Source organism: Acinetobacter gerneri DSM 14967 = CIP 107464 = MTCC 9824, from assembly GCF_000368565.1.
In the GTDB taxonomy this organism is placed as follows: domain Bacteria; phylum Pseudomonadota; class Gammaproteobacteria; order Pseudomonadales; family Moraxellaceae; genus Acinetobacter; species Acinetobacter gerneri.
In genome coordinates this window covers 671,232-690,009 of record NZ_KB849544.1, presented here as the reverse complement: position 1 = coordinate 690,009, position 18,778 = coordinate 671,232, and the positions used below count along the sequence as shown (strand labels likewise).

The 18,778-nt window shown below is 36.8% G+C and carries 17 protein-coding genes; 11 read left to right on the top strand and 6 right to left on the bottom strand.

Going from position 1 to position 18,778, the window contains the following annotated elements; genetic code table 11:
* Positions 1-6 precede the first annotated feature (6 nt).
* From F960_RS14550 to prpC, 10 genes are all read left to right on the top strand, one after another.
* Entirely contained in the window at positions 7-1,182 is a 1,176-nt protein-coding gene (locus F960_RS14550; protein WP_004866562.1) for a helix-turn-helix transcriptional regulator, read from the top strand.
* Between the two features lie 114 nt (positions 1,183-1,296).
* On the top strand, positions 1,297-2,436 hold the full coding sequence (locus F960_RS14545; RefSeq protein WP_004866559.1) for a helix-turn-helix transcriptional regulator: 1,140 nt from the start codon (positions 1,297-1,299) through the stop codon (positions 2,434-2,436).
* Between the two features lie 178 nt (positions 2,437-2,614).
* The gene (locus tag F960_RS14540) at positions 2,615-3,520 is read left to right on the top strand and encodes a hypothetical protein (protein WP_004866557.1); all 906 of its coding nucleotides are present in this window, start codon (positions 2,615-2,617) and stop codon (positions 3,518-3,520) included.
* A gap of 377 nt (positions 3,521-3,897) precedes the next feature.
* On the top strand, positions 3,898-4,116 hold the full coding sequence (locus F960_RS14535; protein ID WP_004866555.1) for a hypothetical protein: 219 nt from the start codon (positions 3,898-3,900) through the stop codon (positions 4,114-4,116).
* Between the two features lie 55 nt (positions 4,117-4,171).
* Positions 4,172-4,540 (top strand): hypothetical protein, encoded by a 369-nt coding sequence (locus F960_RS14530; RefSeq protein ID WP_004866552.1) that lies wholly within the window; start codon positions 4,172-4,174, stop codon positions 4,538-4,540.
* Positions 4,541-4,542: 2 nt separating this feature from the next.
* Complete coding sequence (locus F960_RS14525) at positions 4,543-4,902, top strand: hypothetical protein (RefSeq protein WP_004866547.1); 360 nt, start codon at positions 4,543-4,545, stop codon at positions 4,900-4,902.
* A 187-nt stretch (positions 4,903-5,089) separates the two neighbouring features.
* Positions 5,090-5,539: a hypothetical protein gene (locus F960_RS14520; RefSeq protein WP_020847002.1), complete on the top strand. Its 450-nt coding sequence runs from the start codon at positions 5,090-5,092 to the stop codon at positions 5,537-5,539.
* Positions 5,540-5,908: 369 nt separating this feature from the next.
* Positions 5,909-6,583 (top strand): GntR family transcriptional regulator, encoded by a 675-nt coding sequence (locus tag F960_RS14515; protein ID WP_004866542.1) that lies wholly within the window; start codon positions 5,909-5,911, stop codon positions 6,581-6,583.
* 80 nt (positions 6,584-6,663) lie between these two features.
* Complete coding sequence (prpB, locus tag F960_RS14510) at positions 6,664-7,548, top strand: methylisocitrate lyase (protein WP_004866539.1); 885 nt, start codon at positions 6,664-6,666, stop codon at positions 7,546-7,548.
* A 95-nt stretch (positions 7,549-7,643) separates the two neighbouring features.
* Entirely contained in the window at positions 7,644-8,798 is a 1,155-nt protein-coding gene (gene prpC / locus F960_RS14505) for a bifunctional 2-methylcitrate synthase/citrate synthase (protein WP_004866536.1), read from the top strand.
* 157 nt (positions 8,799-8,955) lie between these two features.
* Here the strand turns inward: prpC and F960_RS14500 are convergent, their stop codons facing one another.
* Both F960_RS14500 and F960_RS14495 read right to left on the bottom strand, forming a co-directional pair.
* A complete protein-coding gene (locus F960_RS14500) occupies positions 8,956-9,654 on the bottom strand; it encodes a hypothetical protein (RefSeq protein WP_035374042.1) in 699 nt (232 codons plus the stop codon).
* A complete protein-coding gene (locus F960_RS14495) occupies positions 9,632-11,785 on the bottom strand; it encodes an alkaline phosphatase family protein (protein WP_004866532.1) in 2,154 nt (717 codons plus the stop codon). The genes F960_RS14500 and F960_RS14495 overlap by 23 nt, the downstream gene beginning before the upstream one ends.
* 604 nt (positions 11,786-12,389) lie before the next feature.
* On the opposite strand from F960_RS14495, the gene F960_RS14485 reads away from it, so the two are divergent.
* Positions 12,390-13,361, top strand: coding sequence for an NAD(P)H-dependent flavin oxidoreductase (locus tag F960_RS14485; RefSeq protein WP_004866529.1), 972 nt, complete (start codon positions 12,390-12,392; stop codon positions 13,359-13,361).
* A gap of 84 nt (positions 13,362-13,445) precedes the next feature.
* Here F960_RS14485 and F960_RS14480 read toward each other — a convergent pair whose 3' ends face one another.
* From F960_RS14480 to F960_RS14465, 4 genes are read right to left on the bottom strand one after another with little or no spacing between them, the layout of a single operon-like run.
* Positions 13,446-14,183, bottom strand: a complete 738-nt coding sequence (locus F960_RS14480; protein WP_004866526.1) for a fimbrial biogenesis chaperone — start codon at positions 14,181-14,183, stop codon at positions 13,446-13,448.
* Positions 14,180-15,508: a fimbrial protein gene (locus tag F960_RS14475; RefSeq protein ID WP_004866524.1), complete on the bottom strand. Its 1,329-nt coding sequence runs from the start codon at positions 15,506-15,508 to the stop codon at positions 14,180-14,182. Before F960_RS14475 ends, F960_RS14480 begins: the two co-directional genes overlap by 4 nt.
* Positions 15,505-18,099: a fimbria/pilus outer membrane usher protein gene (locus F960_RS14470; protein ID WP_042073348.1), complete on the bottom strand. Its 2,595-nt coding sequence runs from the start codon at positions 18,097-18,099 to the stop codon at positions 15,505-15,507. The genes F960_RS14475 and F960_RS14470 overlap by 4 nt, the downstream gene beginning before the upstream one ends.
* A complete protein-coding gene (locus F960_RS14465) occupies positions 18,089-18,766 on the bottom strand; it encodes a fimbrial biogenesis chaperone (RefSeq protein ID WP_020847005.1) in 678 nt (225 codons plus the stop codon). The genes F960_RS14470 and F960_RS14465 overlap by 11 nt, the downstream gene beginning before the upstream one ends.
* Between the last annotated feature and the right edge of the window lie 12 nt (positions 18,767-18,778).

The window sequence follows — 18,778 nt, the reverse complement described above, 5'->3', positions numbered from 1 at the left end:
AACATAATGAATTCACTTGATATTTACTATGAAGAATTATGTGATTTGATTTATCAGATTGCAGTAGATGAAAATGGATGGCAAAAATTTGCTCGACGTTTAATCGAAATAATGGATGTAAATTATGTGCATATTCAAGCAATAGATTTTACATTTAATATGATTTCATATAGTAACGGCATAGGCGTTTTACCTAAACAAGCTTATGCAGCTACAGAATTAGACTATTTACGATATCCAGTAGAAGATGATCCGAGATGGGGACAATTTTTAGATCCAAATCGGCAAGGTTGGTATCAATGCAATAGTCATATAACAGAAGAATTTGTAGCAAAATCCGATTTGTATCAAAAAATTTTATTACCTGTAGATTTACGATTTGTCGCAACAAAAGACCTCATTTGGGATGATAAAATTTGTGTATTTTTGACGATCACGACATCTGTGAAAAGAAAGGCGTTGAATAAAACAGAACTTGAATTTTTGGATCGATTAATTATTCACTTGAAAAGGGTGGTAATTTCACTAAAGAAGTTATTTGAATTTTCAAGTGATAGTATTGTTGGTTTTGAACTTGTAGATCAATTGCCACAACCGATTGTTATCTTAAATTTGTCAGGTCAGGAAGTACATCACAATCAAGCTGCAGCATCTTTGTTTGATCAGCATCCAGTTTTAAAACTTAAAGATCATCGCTTACAGCTTGGTGAAGCAGAACAACAACGATTGTTAGCCGTGTTGTACAAAATAGAGCGTGATTTTCGTTATCAAAAGGAAGCAATAGAATTATATAAAAATATGGATTTTAAAATTGCGGATACAGATTTACTGCTTAAAATGAACTTGCTCCTTTCAGAAAAGGAGATCTTATTTTGGGGAACACGGCCATTAGTGTTGGTGAGTATTGAGCAAGAAAAACCTGATGTGTCGATGCAAAATATGAAAAATCAGGTGATATATCAATTATCACAAGATCAGTTGATTAAGCGTTTTAAATTGACCAAGCGTGAGCTTCAGCTTTGTGAATTTTTTGTAAATGGATTGAATTTAGAGCAAATTGCAGACCAAATGAACTTAACTCGTAGTTCTGTTCGGACATATTTACGCAATATTTTTGAAAAAACGCTATGTAATTCACAGGTTGAGTTGATGCATTTATTGATGCGTTTTGTGAGAAAATAAAAATTTAAGAAAAATATTTGAATTTATTAAAAACATCCTTAAATGAGGATATAAAAAATTATGTGATTTATATAGCATTAAAAAAAGAACAATAACATTCTGGGGGGAATGGGTATGTTGCTAGAGCAAGAGAATAAAATCATCGGCATGATCTATGAAGCCGCATTAAATCCGTCAAGTTGGCAAAATGTACTTTTTGAAATTGCTGAATATACCGAAAGTACTACGGCAATATTTACGGCAACAGATCAACTAAGCCCAGATTATGACTTTGTATTTACACATAATATTTCTGATTCATGTATAAAAATATATCAAGACGAACAAGTCAAAATTCTTGATATGCGTCTACATGCACCTTATTGGCAAGAAAAAATGTTGGGAGATACCATTTCAAGTACTTTTGCACATTATGCGGAGATGCCTGGCACAGATGAGTATATTTTTTATGAAAAATGTGCAAAACCCACTAACATCACTCATACGGCAGCGGTTTTATTAGAGCGTAGTGCTTATAGTTGGGCGGTATTTGCTGTGCACCGTGCTCCGCAATTAGCGCAATATACTGAGCAAGAAGAAACGATATTGAAACGTTTAGGCGTACATTTACGTCGTGCTTTGCAAATCTATCGTCAAATGATTAGTTTAGATCAAGATAAGAAAAATATTTACCGTGCTTTAGATCATTTTAATATTGGTGTGGTTTTAATTAATCAAGATATGCAGCTTTGTTATTCAAATTCAATTTTTCAAAAGATCATGGAAAAATCTTTATTATTGAAAATGGATAAAAATAATAAATTAAAAACTTTACTTAAGTTTCAAGACAATTTTGATTTTTTGATTAAAACTGCATTATTTGAAAATGAAATGATTAATTATGATGCAGGAGGTATTTTAGCACTTTATGAGGAAGAAAAAAATCAATCTCTAATGTTAAGTATATTGCCATTTATGGATCAAAAAAATAAATCTAAAAAAATGTCGATTGTGTTTGTTACAGAGACTAATCAACCTCAATATTTAGCGAGAGGATTTTTGTTGCAGAAATATAAACTTTCCAATAGAGAGATGGATGTATGTGAATTATTTGTTAATGGGCTTAATTTTGAACAGATATCAGAAAGGTTAAGTATAACTTATGGTTCAGTCCGTATCTATATTAAAAACATATATAATAAAATGCAATGTAGATCACAAGCAGAATTGATGCGATTGTTGATGGGGATTACGCTTAAATTTATGCATATTTGATTTTTTTTTGAGTGTCCTTGTATTTTACTCAGACCTATAAAGTAATGTAAAAATTATTTTATAGGTTTTTTTATTGCTTTGATTTAAAAATAAAAGATATCAATTACATTCCCAAATGGGAATGTGAGTATTTCTTTTACTGAATATAATTGAGCTATATGGATAAAGGAAATAAGAAATGAAAAATACTTTAATATATAGCACATTGATTATATCAAGTTTGATTATAAGTGGTTGTGGAGGAAGTGATGATTCCACACCTGTTAAAAATCAAGAAAACCCACAAACACCAAATACTGAATTAACAGAGCAATTGAAGCAAAAGATTATAGAAACTTCGGCTCAGTCGCATATTTTAGCTGCTAAAGAAAGTTTTGCATTTGGTATGGTTGATACGGCACTTTATGGCGTAGATGAAGTTTTATATGCAGATGCTGAATGTGAATCTGGTCAATATAAGATTGTAAATAATCAGATTGATTTTAATGAATGCGGAGGTTTATTTTATCAATTTGAAGGAGATAAACATCAAAGCTTGGTTGCGAAAAGCGGCACGGTAATCAATAATGATGGTGATTATACCTTCAAAAATTTGGTTTTAGAAAATCCGATAACCTTCGAAACAAAGACTTTCTCTGGTACTTTGAAATCTCTTGAAACGGAAGACTCTGCTCAAGTTTCTTCAGAAAGTTTCAGTGTAAAAGCCAGTGAAAAAAATGGAACGGGTTTCAGAAATGTCGCCTATTTATTTGAAAATTATCAGCTTAAATACACCTTAAAAACGCCAACAGAGTTAAATATCTCTTCAAATGGTCAAATTTCTGTGCAAAATAGTGCTGTTGGTGATTATAAAATTAAATTTACAACAACCGATCCACTGGCAATAAAAGTTAATCAAGATGAGGAGCGTGAGGGCTTACCATATCGTGGCGCAGTTAAAATAGAAAATACTGACTTAAAATCAACGACACTGATTACGTCTATTCCAAATACATATAATGTGCAATATCAGGTTTTATATGGTAATCAAAAACTAGTCGACAATACTCAAACATGGACTAAAATTTTTGGTGCAGAAAAATAATATATCATTCATCTAATGACTTAAAAAAAGTGTTACTTGAAAATGAGTAACACTTTTTTTATTTTTAGAAACAATATTTATTGTTTTTTATTAAAATAAGTATTTCATTCCCATTTGGGTATGTTGTTACTTTATAATTTTAAATATAATGAAATTCTAAGTCTGATATGCAGTTATAGAGCATTTTTAATATCACGTTTTGCACATATTGAAAATTAATTTCATATTTTGACTTTTTTAGACCATTTATTATTTTTTAATAAATGGTCTTTTTTTGAATGTAAATTTTATTGAAATGTTCGTTTGTTCCCATTTGGGAATATTGGTATTTTTATAGAAGCATTATATTAAAACTATATCTAACAAGGAGAAAAGATATGAAACGTAAAATTATATTTTTTAGCGGAATTCTATTGGTCGCAATGAATTCATTTGCTGGAGTTTCAACGGGTTTTGCTAGTGGTGAGGCAGCAGCATGCGCTGCGGCAAAACGCGATGTCCCAAGTACTGCGGTAAAGACAAGTGGCTGTTATTGTGATTCACCTAGTTATGAAGGTGGAAAGTGGCGTTGTAATGTAGATTACGAATATAAATAATTTTTTAGACCATTTATTACATTGTCGATAAATGGTCTTTTTTTAGGAGCAGATTATGGAAAATCTAAAAAGAATATTGATATATTTTACTTCTGGTTTTTTATTTATACCACAAGTGCATGCGAATAGTAGTTGGTATTGTCTAATATTAACAACAGATAAAACGGCATATATATCAGATGCTTTCCAATTACCTAAAAGTGCTGATGATTATGAAGTAAAAAGAATGTCACAACTATATATGATTAGTCATCAAAAATTACGTGGTTTATCAAACTGTTTAGGTGCGGATGTATCTTTGCAAGAAATGCGCGAAGAGGTTGATTTAATTTCAAAAGGTACAGAAAAACAAGGCTATGAACTGACCAGATCAAATCCCAAAGGCTTTACGAATATTATTGCTATATTAAAAGAGGGAGATTAGCGATGAATATACGATTGAAAGTCGCAAGCTTAGTTTTTTTATTGTCACAGAGTTTGAGTATATATGCGGGTCAACCTTATTATCTTTGGTGCTCCCATATAAATGTAGAAGATGAAGCGGCACTATTTTCACCTGTAAAAATGATTACCCGTTATTCAGAAATGGACCATCAGGAGCTAGTAGCAGCCTATGCTGATGATGCGAAATGGCCAGGTCGTACAGCATGTTATGGTGGCTCTGATCGTGAAGAGGCTGAAGCTGGACGAGACAAGGGTAAGCGTTTTCTAGAAAAACAAGGATGGACACATATTGTAACTAGTGAAAGACAAGGTTTTTTCGATTTCGTAAAACAATATCGTTAATAGATTAAATAAACATCGGTACTTTATTTTATATTTACTCAATTTTAATCTACTACTCAATGCGCTTATGTAATAGTCACTACATATATAGATAAGCATAAATAAGGTTTAAAATATGACTCTGCATTTTATAAAAAGCAAACAAGCAGTCTTTTTAAATCCGGTGTTATATTGGGTCTCTATCCTTATGTTACTGATATCGATAGATGTTTATGCTAAACCACCTGCGTTCGATAAGTATCCCGCTCAGAACTATCATGGTAAAAATCAAGCTTTAAAGCTCAATGCTAAAACACAAAAATTCAAAACACTGTTTAAAGAAATGTCAAAACAAAAGCCAAATTTTGCAGGGCAATATGTTTTGCAAGAGGTCGGCTGTGGCGGAGGATGTAGCTTTGCTCTTGTTTATAATGCAAAAACAGGGCAGAGCTTGATCCTTCCTGAGACTTTTGCGGAATGTTATAGCGAGGCAAAAGGTTTTACCTCGAATGAGATTGTTTACAAAAATAACAGCCGTTTATTGCTGGCGATTGGTAGCCGACATGGTGAGCAGAGTAAATGTGAAAAGGTCTATTACCTTGTTAAAAATGATCATTTTCAAGTGATTGATCAAATGTCGTATTATGCTTCACATTGAAAACTTGGATTTCCTCTATATATTGTAGATACAATTTTTAAAGATTGAACTTTAGTCTTGTTTAAACAATTAAAAATGACATCGTTAAGCGATTAAAACTTTATAAATCATCTTATTGTCTGTGTTTAATTTTTCCTATTTTTAAAATTCAAATCAATAAAATTCATAAAAATCAATCATTAATAGCATTTCTATTCTATTTATTTATGACATTAGGATTCTATTTTTAGATCATATTCCTCACACAATTTGAAACATAGTGATCAATTTAAGCTACACGCATATTGTTGACAATATTTTTATGGATTGCTATTTTTAAGCTCGTATTTTAAATAATATAAGATACATTGTTGACAATGTGAGGTTGCAATGGATATTGCTCAAGATAAACCTGTGGTAAATATGACCCTAACAGATTCAATTTTTGAAAAGTTGCAATCTGCGATTATTTTGGGTGAATTGCCAGCGGGGAGCAAAATTTCAGAACCAGAGTTAGCACGTACTTATGGTATTAGTCGTGGTCCTTTACGTGAAGCAATTCACCGTTTAGAAGGGCAAAAATTGGTAGAAAGAACGGCTCATGTCGGTGCGCGTGTGGTGTCTTTATCGCATCAACAATTATTAGAGCTGTACCAGATTCGTGAAAATTTAGAGGGCTTGGCTTGCCGACTGGCTGCGCAAAGTATCGATAAACAGAAAATTTTAGATTTGCGAGCTGTATTGTATTTACATGCTCAAGATCAAAATTTTAAAGAAGGTAAAGGGTATTATTTACAAGAAGGTCAAGATGATGATTTTCATTATTGCATCATCAAAAACTGCGGTAATAAAACCCTAGAAAAAATGTTGTGTGATGAGCTTTACCATTTGATTCGGATGTATCGCCTCAAGTTTGCCAATACACCAAATCGTCCAAGTAAAGCACTTGCAGAACATATCCAAATTTTAGATGCCATTGCTGAGGGAGATGCTGAACTTGCGGAGTTGTTAATGCGTCGTCATGTCGCATCGTCATATCGCAATATTCAACAACATTCAGCTTAAACATAGTTTTAGCATAGTTGTAAAAACAGTTATTTAAAGATCTTTCAACCAGATTAGATAGAGTACAAGGAGTTGATTTCATGTCAAAATTAGCAGCAGGTCAAAAATTTAGAGATGCAGTTGCCAGTGAGCATCCATTACAAGTTGTGGGTACGATCAATGCCAATCATGCATTACTTGCAAAAAGAGCAGGCTACAAAGCAATTTATTTGTCAGGTGGCGGTGTTGCAGCAGGTTCTCTAGGTTTGCCTGACTTGGGTATTAGCAATCTTGATGATGTATTGACTGATGTGCGTCGTATTACCGATGTATGTGATTTACCATTGTTGGTTGATGCTGATACTGGTTTTGGTGCTTCAGCGTTCAATATCGCACGTACCACTAAATCGTTGATTAAATTTGGTGCTGCAGCGATGCATATCGAAGACCAAGTTGGTGCTAAGCGCTGTGGTCACCGTCCAAATAAAGCCATTGTTTCACAACAAGAAATGGTTGATCGTATCAAAGCCGCTGTTGATGCACGTGCGGATGACAGCTTTGTGATTATGGCGCGTACAGATGCTTTAGCTGTAGAAGGTTTACAAGCTGCGATTGATCGTGCAGGTGCTTATATTGAAGCGGGTGCGGATATGCTTTTCCCTGAAGCGATCACCGAATTGGCTATGTATAAACAATTTGCTCAAGCGACAAATGTACCTATTTTGGCAAATATCACAGAGTTTGGTGCAACGCCATTATTTACTACAGATGAATTGGCTTCAGCAGATGTCAGTATTGCTTTATATCCACTTTCAGCATTCCGTGCGATGAACAAAGCTGCTGAAAATGTGTATACAACGTTGCGTCAAGAAGGCACACAAAAGAATGTTGTAGATACCATGCAAACTCGTCAAGAATTGTATGAACGTATCAACTATCATGCTTTTGAACAATATCTCGATGCTTCATTTGAAAAAAATAAATAATTTCAATAGAGCATATATAAAAGCAATAATGTCCGATCGCAGGTAGGCGAAGACATCGCAAAAATGAAACAAGAAATATTGAGAAGGAATAGGAAATGTCTACAGAAACTACAACAGGATTTAAACCAAAAAAATCGGTAGCACTCAGCGGACAAGTTGCAGGTAATACTGCACTTTGTACCGTGGGTCGTAGCGGAAATGATCTACATTACCGTGGTTACGATATTCTTGACCTTGCTGGTAGCAGTGAGTTTGAGGAAGTTGCCTACCTTTTGGTACATGGAAAATTACCAAACAAAGCAGAGCTCAAAGCATATAAAGCAAAATTAAAAGCTTTACGTGGTTTACCTGCGGCACTTAAAACAGCTTTGGAGCAATTACCTCCATCTGCGCACCCAATGGATGTGATGCGTACAGGTGTTTCAGTTTTAGGTTGTGTAACACCTGAACATGAAGACCATAACCATGCTGGCGCGCGTGATATTGCTGACAAATTGATGGCAAGCTTGGGTTCAATGTTGTTGTATTGGTATCACTTTAGCCACAACGGTCGTCGTATCGAAGTTGAAACTGATGATGATTCGATCGGTGCTCACTTCTTGCATTTATTGCATGGCGTAAAACCATCTGAGCAATGGATTCAAGCGATGCATACTTCTTTGATTTTGTATGCTGAGCATGAGTTTAACGCTTCAACATTTACTTCACGTGTGATTGCTGGTACTGGTTCAGACATGTATTCAACGATTTCAGGCGCGATTGGTGCTCTACGTGGTCCTAAACATGGTGGAGCAAACGAAGTTGCATTTGTGATTCAGCAACGTTATAACGATGCAGATGAAGCAGAAGCAGATATTCGTAAACGTGTTGAAAATAAAGAAGTTGTGATCGGTTTTGGTCACCCTGTTTATACGATTTCTGATCCACGTAATGAAGTGATTAAAACAGTTGCGCGTGAATTGGCTGATGCCCAAGAAAACCGCAAAATGTATGTGATCGCTGAACGTCTTGAAAGCGTGATGAAAGAAGTGAAAAACATGTTCCCGAACTTGGACTGGTTCAGTGCAGTAAGTTATCACTTGATGGGTGTGCCAACAGCCATGTTTACACCATTATTTGTAATTGCTCGTACAGCAGGTTGGTCAGCGCATGTAATTGAACAACGTCAAGACGGCAAGATCATTCGTCCAAGTGCCAACTATACTGGTCCTGAAAATTTAGAATTTAAACCAATCGCTGAACGTGGTTAATTTTGACTGATTGCTCCTCAAAATTAAAAGGGCTTGAGGAGCTTTGAGTCAAAATCCAACTACTGATCTTTTAGATCAAAGCCAAGCCTTGCTTATGCAAGGGCTTGGCTTTTTTTTGGCTACTTTTGGGAGCTACTTTGTTGGTTGATTTGGATATTTAGTCATTTTCAATATCAGCATTGGCATCATTTCTCATAAAGCCTGCATCATGCATGGTAAAAACATCCTTTTTGATGGGTTGGCGATTGAGCGTAGTGACCTGCCAGACAGCCATTGATTTTGCATTATCCCAAATGACAAGCGGGATACGATCTTTCTCACTCCAGCAGATATGATGCTGAACTTTCCCTTGGCTAAGTACGTACCACTGGCATGGGGCAAAAGTTTTAAGCGATGCTTGTGGCGCTTTGCCTAGATGCAATTGATATTCACCTTTGGGATGTCTTAAGCCATGTGACATATCAAACCAATCATTAAATTCACCAAGATGAATCAGATTATTGCGATTGATTTTCGTGGTCACCCGTTTGTTATAGTCCACCACGATCATCTGATAGGCATTTAAATTGGCTTTATCACGGATCACATAGGTATCAATGGCTTGGTCGGTTTTCCGCCTCAAATGTAGCTCGCCATCGCGCCAAACTTGTAGGTTATGTTTGCGTCCATCGGCAGCACTATAAAATTGACTCTGAAAATATAAAGCTTTCGGCTCACCTTGGCTTTTAAAGACGTGTTCAAATTTGAGTGACTTTTGATTTGGGGTATGTGTAGCAACTGCTGCATGTGCATCGAGGCACAAGCCAGCAGTCAATAACATACTCAATAAAGTTTTATTTACGAGTAGCTTTTGCATAGTCAAAATATCGATAAGTTTTACCATTTACAGTGAGGTCTTTCACTGCAAGATTGATGCTATAAATCCCTTGAGACAGGCTTGAATCAGCAGTTTTCCCTGTAGGGTCAAGTGGCGTTTCAAAGCGTAAATTGGTCGCAGGCGTAGTTGGGGAAATGGTGCTGGCTTTGACGACAGGAGCTGAGGTATCCGCAGGTGCAGAGAGCGCTTCGTTGATTACGCGTCCATCAGCTTGAGGCATACTTAAACCAAGTAGATAGGCAACTGTCGGAGCGACATCGACATTACCCGTTGGACTTAAGATTTTTTGATTTTGTTTAAATGAAGGACCAAATCCAATCAAAGTGTTGTGTACATCGGAGATCCCGAAACTGCCGTGCATACCACGTTGACCGCCAGCGCTTTCATATTCGATACCCGGCAATCCTTGTACTTTGCTGTTGTAATCCCAGTCAAAGCTTGCCACTACATCTGGTTGTCCATTGTTTTGACGTTTGGCATTTTCCAGATTGACCTGAGACAATTTTAAAGTCCCTGCAATATTGCCATAGCGACTATCAACAAAGATTGCCCCATATTCTTCACGTTGTTGAAGCACAGTCACCAATTTTTGAATCAAAACTGGATCATGATTTGGAACATAGAAATAATCCGATCCACCATTTGCAGCCACGACGATGCCATTATTTGGCAATTTACCTGCACTTGGAACTGTAAAACTCGCAACTGGATTGGCTAGGTTTGCACTAATGGCTTGGTATTTGGTTCCAGCCTTGCCATCACAAAGTTTGCCTGTAGTATCAATGCTGACAGGAATGGTCGGTGTACCATTGGCTTGTAAACCATACATCGCAGAGGTAGAGCAACCTGAACCATCATAGGCATTGAAGCCACGATAAGTCAGCAAATCGGCGATACGAACATCACCTGAAAACGAATAGCCATTATTGTTGTCGACCTTGCCAAGTGTTGCAGCACTCAAGCCACTGCTTGCACCATTGATCGAAGGACCATTTGGGGTACTTGGAGATGGGTTGATTGTGCGTAATGGGTAGGTGCTTAGAGGACCTGAAACACTAGAATGCCCATGATCCGAAACCACAACGATATTGGTGGTGTCATACATTTTGTTGGCTTTGAGTGACGCGATCAATTCACCTAAACGAGCATCTTGTGAACGCAAACCTGCTTTCATATTTGAGGTGTTTGGACCATAACCGTGCTCGACATTGTCTGGAGTACGGAACCAGATCAAAGATAACATGGGTTGTTTTTTCGGTAAAATGTAGCTGGTGTAGACATTCATCATGTATTTATTGGCAGCATCTTCAGGTGCGCCTTGAGATGTGTCACTACTGTCGCGCGCTGCAATCGCGATTTTTCCATTTGGATCAAAAGCTGTGGTATTAAAGGTGATATAGCCCGCTTTTCCTGTTGGATCGCCATTGTTTGAAGCCAAAGTAACAGCATCAGTACCGCTATAACCCGCAGTGGTATTTTTAGGAATTGGATAACCTGCTGTTTGTAATTCAGTCACCAGACTACGGGGTTGCACTGTATTTTCATCCAAGAAATATCCACCTTTATGCAGATCTTGGATATAAGCAGGACCCGATTTCCCAATCGTTGCAGTGCTTAGCCCAGAAGCTTGAGCTGTTTCAAATAAGCTTTTCACCAATAATAACTGTCCACCATAGTAGTCATTGAGGGTGTTTAATACCTGATAATCTTCAGTAAAAACAGGATCGGTATAGTCGCTATTGCCACCACTAGCGCTTGGACCGACAGGAATCGTATTGGCAGAACCCTGAGGCGGCGTCCAAAAAGTATTACCATAAAAACCAGAAGTATGTGGAAATGACCCTGTCGCAAAAGATGAACCATTCATCATGGTAAAAGTCGGATAGGTTGAGTGGTTATCCGTAAAATTTACGCCTGCCTGTTGAAGCGCATATAAATTTGGTGTGTCGGTTGCATTAATTGAATCAGGGCGCAAGCCATCCCAAACCATAATAATGGTACGTGTTGGTTTTGCTGTAATTTGCGTTGTTGTATTTATAGGCTTCGAATCACCACAAGCAGCCAGCAATAAACTTGCAGTGACTGCTGTATATGTAAATAAACGATTCATAACATTCCTTTAGTTAGTATGTTGGAACGATTTGGAAGAATAACAACGCGGTCACACTAACAATGCTTTATGAATGATCAGTGACAGAAAAAAATGAAAATTTTAAGATTTGAAATAATTTTAAAAAATACATTTAAATTATAAAGTATTAAATTCAAAGACTATTTTTAAAATTATTGCTTTGGCGCTGCTACGATTTACAACATAAAAATGTCAGGAATATTTTGATATTATGACAGTTTTATCAATTTTAAGATTGCATTAAGGAATATTGCAATATTTACATATTGCTCAAATATTTTGATTTGTCTTGATGATTTCACACTTGCTTCATCAGCTTTATGTTCAATAGGTAGACTTAGTTGCTTTTGTAGCTAAAAGTCCCCTCGACGATATAGAGTGTAAGGATTGTCATCATTTTTTGAACCAATGAGTAAGCAAAAAAGATCGTAAAAACGGAATTTTTTGCTAAAAGTATGATAAAAATGCTCAATGCTTTTATGAAACTTGTTGCATAAAATGCAGATAAAATAATGAAAGGTGGTTCACAAATTTGTGAAATCAACATTGATATGATGTGATGAGGACAGGTTAGGAAATAACAATGAAGACTAAAATTACAGAATTATTTGGTATAGAGCATCCAATCATCCAAGGTGGTATGCACTTTGTTGGTTTTGCAGAGTTGGCTTCGGCAGTGTCCAATGCGGGTGGATTGGGCATGATTACAGGTTTGACCCAGCGTAGCCCTGCAGATTTAGCCAATGAAATTGCACGTTGCCGTGATATGACGGATAAACCTTTTGGTGTAAATCTCACATTTTTACCTACAGTCAATGCACCTGATTATCCGGGCTATGTCAAAGCGATCATTGAGGGTGGGGTGAAAGTCGTGGAAACTGCAGGGCGAAATCCTGTAGAAGTGATGCCGTACTTAAAAGATGCAGGCATCAAAGTCATCCACAAATGTACCTCAGTGCGTCATAGTTTAAAAGCGCAAGCAATTGGTTGTGATGCCGTTTCAGTTGACGGCTTTGAGTGTGGCGGTCATCCGGGTGAAGATGATATTCCCAATATGATTTTGTTGCCTCGTGCTGCTGATGAGCTTGAGATTCCATTTGTTGCTTCTGGTGGTATGGCGGATGGTCGATCTCTGGCTGCTGCTTTGGCGATGGGTGCTGAAGGAATCAATATGGGGACACGTTTTATTGCCACCAAAGAAGCACCTGTGCATGAAAATGTGAAACAAGCCATTTTAAGAGCGACTGAGTTGGATACACGTTTGATCATGCGTCCACTACGTAATACTGAGCGCGTGTTATACAATGATGCTGTCGGTAAAATTTTGGAAAAAGAAAAAGAATTGGGTGATAAAATCCAATTTAGCGATATCTTAGAAGAAGTTGCAGGCGTTTATCCACGCATTATGCTTGAAGGTGAAATGGATGCAGGGGCTTGGTCATGTGGCTTAGTGGCAAGTTTAATCCATGATATTCCAACGTGTGAAGAGTTGGTTCATCGTACGGTAAAAGAAGCAGAAGACATTATTCGTCAGCGTTTGATGGGCTTTTTATAAGGCTATTTAAAGCCCTGAGGCTTAAAATCGAGAAGCTTAAACAATTCAAATAAGACTCAACAAAATCATCTGATGTCTAAGGCATCAGATGATTTTTTGTATATAAGTGTTTTTTATGCCTTGATCATCAATCAAGGTATATTCGATTTCGTTGGGTTGGATATTTGAAATATTGAACTGTTTTAAATTGATGCTGATCTTTTCAAATGGAGCAAGCATTTCTTGATTGGTATTGTCGACTGGAAATACGCCTTCTGCTGATTTGAGTTTGATATTTAGCATCGTAATATGAAATGCAGAATGATTTTCTATGCTCAGTTGTTGCTGATTTTCTTGCGTAATGATATCAAATAGTAGGTTTTTTGAGCGTTGATCAATCGACATTTCCTTGAGTGATTTGGGTCTAAAAAAGATTTTCATTTGAGTATTCATTGCCAAATTGAGATGATCTTCTTGCAATTTAGATCGTTCAACCATGGGCACTTCGTATAGATTGAGCCAAAATACAGATTCTCGATCTGTAGCAAGTTGATCTTGGTTGTATATGATTTTGATGCTTTTAATTTCTTGAACTTGCATTTTAAAAATAGCAGGCGTAATCACAAAAGGTGTGTGTGTCGATTCGGGATTACGTTCTCCTTGATCTGTCCAAATCTGGGTAATAATAGGATAAGGATTGCTATTGGCCAGTAAGAGTATCTGACTAGGATCCTCTTGCTGATGGATCACGCGTGTCGCACTCGGCACCAATCCTGCATTAGTATTCGAAATAACAATAAGATGCAAAATAAATAGCATCAAGGCAATCGAGTGTTTTTTCATTGGATTTTGACCAATACCGTAGCTGTAGATTTGACTTTACCTGCACTAATGGTGGTATTAGGGATGGCTTTTAGTTCTGCACGATAATGTTGCATATAACTTTTATGACCACTGGCATTGGAACCAATCAGATAGGGCGTACCTTGTAGAACTGGATACCAACCAGCATCTTCACCACCACCAGCAAGCGCAAACTGATTTAAAAAATTCATTTCTTTATTACTCGCGGCATTAAACAGTTTTATACCAACGCCTGTAGCAATATCGGGATCAGTCCCATATTGATCAGACAACAAATACTTTACACCACCCTGAGTCGTTAAAAGCCCAAGAGAACTGGCTGCTGTATATGCACCTGCAGAAGGTTGAAAGCCAATTGCCGTTTGTCCTGTAGCTGTACCTGAAATCATCGCGTCGTTGCATTCAACTTCGACTTCTAAAATAGCCGATCGAATCGCTCCATTTTTGATTTCATCTTGAGAAATAGGCGGAAAATTGATAAGCGGTGTTGCATTCCGAGCGACGCAAGTCGGAATGTTACTGAGCGTGGTATTACTTTTATTTAGGCCGTAAGGGATTCCATAATAGGGCCAAAAACTAAAAGATGTATTTGAATCTTGACCTTCTTTATCACGTGCTGAATAGCCAAAACTTACCGAACTATTTCCTGTCAATTGCAGATAGGCACTGGGTTGATTACAGCTACTATTCGCTCCATTTGCCAATTTCCCGCTGCTATAACTACCGCTCACGATCATACTTAGATGGCAAAAACTCCCTCGTGAAAAGCTAGGCAATTGGCTAATTCGGTATAAGGTTGCCTCAAGAGGAGGGAGATCTGCCAAGCGAATATTTATTTTTCCATTCTTTTTTTCATAATTTGTTATAGGAATTTTCTTCCAATATCTCGATAAGGGAATCCCTGAAATACTCTGCTTCAAGCCAATATATTGCCACCATGTGGCATAGACGTCGGGTAAATGATCGATTAGCCCAGTTTCTACATGACCACCAAATGGTTCATCGCCGTTAGTTGCTGCTAGAAAATAGATATTGGGAAGATCCGCTTCATCGCACTGCCAAATAATGGAATTATCTTGTACGGTTCCATAGTTATAGTTTGAACTAGGCACAACGATATTGCCTAAAATACTACCCACTGGCTGTAAATAGACACTCGTTAGGTTGATTTTGCCAAAATTTAAGGCTGTTGCATAACTGTCAGAGGCATTGATCGAAGTAACAAGAGTACATCTTGCCTGAGATTCAAAGCCTAATGCAGATAATAAACCGAGCACTAGAAAATGACTCATTTTAATTTTCATTCTAAATGTCCTCTTTTACATACGGTGTCTAATTTGATCAATGGTGCATTGATTTGTTCTTTAGAGAGTTGATAATCAATACGGCAACTGTCTTGAATCTGATTACCCCATTTTACATTTAGACTGCCAGTGGTTTTTTCACTACGAATATAGATTTGGTTGTTTTGACCGACTACGCCAATATTTTGGGAATACTCATCAAATACGTCAGCACCGAGAGGGAGATTTTCTCCGCTGTCAGGTGTTGCATGCAGTAACATCGCATAACCTTTCTTGGTATTGAATTTGACTTTGACGGTTGCTCCTGCATAGGGGGCAACTTTTTGATCATTTTCTTCAAATTCAATTTGTGAAGAAGAACCAATTGGGTTGATCACTAAAGCATTAAAGCGATAGGGAGTAAGTGTTGGAACGAGAGCGAAACCGAAACGATCTATTTTGGTATTTTGTGCATTGAGGATTTGTGCACCTTTTGCACCTGGTGCCTCGATCAGGGCAAAAGTATCACTGAGATAGTGTCCTAAAGTGATACCACCACGATGAAAAGCCATTGCCCCTTGGATATTGGCTGAACTTTGCCAATAATTTTCACTTGAAGATGCATTAAGTCCAAGATTGGCATAGGCAAAGCGTTTTTGAGCACTAAAATTTAGGGTGTTTTGATGAGTTGCATCATCATAATTTAAACCCAAGTTATAATGAATCGCTTGGCGTTCTGACAATATTCCACTTATAGATGCTTGATAAGTATTGGAAATATTATTGTTATAATTAACTGTTAGGTCATTGATCCGTTTGGTTTTTTGATTGAATGGGAACGTAAAAGAAACAGCATATTGCGTGTCATTATTTTTATGATATTTATCTAAAGGAATCTCTTGATCTGTTTCAATTCGATTTGTCTCAGCAGGATGAGATTGTTGTTTTACGATTGAAAAATTCATGCTAATGCCATTTTTAAAGGACTTTCCATAGCCGAGTTGTAGCTGGTAATCTTTATTTTTTTGATCACGATAATGGTGAAGGGAAGAAGAAAGATATAAGGTTCCCCACTGATCCATATTTTGATTGATGGAAAGTACAACACGAGATTTTTCTTGATTTATATATGGAGCGTTCTGTTGATTGGATTGTATGTCTTGTTTCTTATGATCATTATTCAAAATCTCACTGAGGTCTTGATAGCCTGAGCTTGAAAAACGATATCCAGCTAGTGCGATTGTGGTCTGGGTTGGTACAAAAGTTTTACTATAAGTGGTATTGATCATCCACCCAGATTGATAGGATTGATCAGATAATTTGGCATTTGTATAGGTAAAATCAGTGCCTAAAGCCCCAAAATAATGATTAAAAGCTGTTCCAACTACTGCTGCTTGATAGCCTTTGGCTAGACGTAATCCAGAATTTAAAGTAAAGGTATTATTTAAACCATACTGAGTATCTATATTTGCAAAATATGCATCTTCGGTATATTCACGTGTTTTTCCGATATTAATATCATATTTATATGCGCCTTGACGTAATGAATCAGGCACGGCTGAAAATGGCACTTTAAAATGTCCGACCGAGCCATCAGCTTCATAAATATAAACATCCAAATCGCCATTTAAACTTGTAGGAAACAAGTCTTCAATCCGAAATGCACCGGGTGCGACAGTACTTTGATAAATTTCTCTATTGTTTTGTTTAATGGATACGCGAGCAGTTGTTTTGGCAATACCTTGTACAACTGGAGCATAGCCACGCATGGATTCGGGTAACATTCGTTCGTCACTACGAAGATTGATACCAAGATAATTCAGTCCAGAAAAAAAGCGCCCAGATGTATTAAGCTGTCCAATAGACAATTCACTTTGGATATTTTCCAATGGCCTTTTCACATAACTTTTTATGTTATTCCAAGATGAAGTATGTTCATCGAGATTGACGGACGACTGTTGTCTAAACTGCCATTGAGCAAAATTAATGCCTCCATTTAAAGCAATATAAGTTGAACTTTGCTGATGGTTTTTGCCAGAAATTTCATAATTATTGAGGTAATAATTGGCCATATAGTTGATAAAACCAATACTTGAACCTGCATCCCAGTCTTTCTTTTCAACATAACCACGTGGATTTTGTTTGATGTAGAGATTCGGAATGATAAGGTTCAATTTAAGTTTATTAAAATCAAAGTCAAATTTGGCATCGGGGATGTAGTCTTCGAGGAAGACACACTCATTAGCTACGGAGGCTGTATCTAGTCCAGAGATAATAATATTGGTTTTTGCTAACAGTTCGCGATTGAAACAAGGGCTGAGTTTGTTGTTTTTATTTGCCTTATATTCGATCTGGGTACGTTCTACGAGTTGTTGATTTATATATAAATCCAAACGATATTGCCCAGCAGCAATCTGTTGACCTTCAGAGAGTTGTTTGAGTAATTGGGGACTAATACCCGAATCTTTGAGTAGTGCTTGATCAAAAATATAAGCTTCGTCTACAGAAGTTTCATTCTTATTTTCGGCATAGCACACTGAAATCATCAAAAAATAGCAGATTGAAACCGTTGAAACTACTGAATATTTGGATGTTCGTAGGTCATTTTTCATGTCTAGAATCATTAATTTGAGGCATGATTTCACTCGAAACAGTCGCGCCATAAACATTAATAAACTCAATTTTGGCTTGGCTATGTTGAAGATTCACAATTGATTTTTCAGCAGGGAAAATCAACTCTGATTTGGGTGAAATCATGGTGTTCTGGATGGTTAAAATATCATTTTGATTTTCTCTGATATTTAACTTTGCAAATGTAATATAAAATGAGCTGCGATTGATCAGTTTGATAAAATGCTTATTATTTTGAGTAAAAATGGTATATGACAAATCTTTTTTGACATCCATTTTTTGGTTTTGTAATGACTTCGGTCGATAAAATACTTTGACCTTGTTTTTAAAAATCACGGTCAGTTTATTATTATCTGCAACGGTATTTTTAGTTGCAGGAATCTCTGAAAAATTTAAATAAAAAAGTGATTCACGGTCTTGAGGATATTGATTAGCCTCGCCTGTAAAAATCAAACGTACAATTTGTCCTTGCTCAGCGTTAATTTTAAAAAACGTAGGATTGGTGATAAAGGGTACAGTCGTTTGAGCTTGATCAATATTCTCTGATTCAAGCCAAAGCTGAACTAAATAGGGCGCTTGACCTTTATTTTGAAATTGCAGGCTATGTTCTGTTTTTTCGGCAGGGAAAATAATACGTGTTCCGATCATGACAATAGCTGC

Excerpts from the sequence above, each read along its gene's own strand:
- F960_RS14470 (WP_042073348.1), bottom strand. The coding sequence starts at position 18,099 with ATGAAAAATGACCTACGAACATCCAAATATTCAGTAGTTTCAACGGTT.
- prpC (WP_004866536.1), top strand. The coding sequence starts at position 7,644 with ATGTCTACAGAAACTACAACAGGATTTAAACCAAAAAAATCGGTAGCA.
- F960_RS14530 (WP_004866552.1), top strand. The coding sequence starts at position 4,172 with ATGGAAAATCTAAAAAGAATATTGATATATTTTACTTCTGGTTTTTTA.
- prpB (WP_004866539.1), top strand. The coding sequence starts at position 6,664 with ATGTCAAAATTAGCAGCAGGTCAAAAATTTAGAGATGCAGTTGCCAGT.
- F960_RS14535 (WP_004866555.1), top strand. The coding sequence starts at position 3,898 with ATGAAACGTAAAATTATATTTTTTAGCGGAATTCTATTGGTCGCAATG.
- F960_RS14550 (WP_004866562.1), top strand. The coding sequence starts at position 7 with ATGAATTCACTTGATATTTACTATGAAGAATTATGTGATTTGATTTAT.
- F960_RS14480 (WP_004866526.1), bottom strand. The coding sequence starts at position 14,183 with ATGAAAAAACACTCGATTGCCTTGATGCTATTTATTTTGCATCTTATT.
- F960_RS14465 (WP_020847005.1), bottom strand. The coding sequence starts at position 18,766 with ATGATCGGAACACGTATTATTTTCCCTGCCGAAAAAACAGAACATAGC.
- F960_RS14520 (WP_020847002.1), top strand. The coding sequence starts at position 5,090 with ATGTTACTGATATCGATAGATGTTTATGCTAAACCACCTGCGTTCGAT.
- F960_RS14485 (WP_004866529.1), top strand. The coding sequence starts at position 12,390 with ATGAAGACTAAAATTACAGAATTATTTGGTATAGAGCATCCAATCATC.
- F960_RS14500 (WP_035374042.1), bottom strand. The coding sequence starts at position 9,654 with ATGCAAAAGCTACTCGTAAATAAAACTTTATTGAGTATGTTATTGACT.
- F960_RS14525 (WP_004866547.1), top strand. The coding sequence starts at position 4,543 with ATGAATATACGATTGAAAGTCGCAAGCTTAGTTTTTTTATTGTCACAG.
- F960_RS14540 (WP_004866557.1), top strand. The coding sequence starts at position 2,615 with ATGAAAAATACTTTAATATATAGCACATTGATTATATCAAGTTTGATT.
- F960_RS14545 (WP_004866559.1), top strand. The coding sequence starts at position 1,297 with ATGTTGCTAGAGCAAGAGAATAAAATCATCGGCATGATCTATGAAGCC.
- F960_RS14475 (WP_004866524.1), bottom strand. The coding sequence starts at position 15,508 with ATGAAAATTAAAATGAGTCATTTTCTAGTGCTCGGTTTATTATCTGCA.
- F960_RS14495 (WP_004866532.1), bottom strand. The coding sequence starts at position 11,785 with ATGAATCGTTTATTTACATATACAGCAGTCACTGCAAGTTTATTGCTG.
- F960_RS14515 (WP_004866542.1), top strand. The coding sequence starts at position 5,909 with ATGGATATTGCTCAAGATAAACCTGTGGTAAATATGACCCTAACAGAT.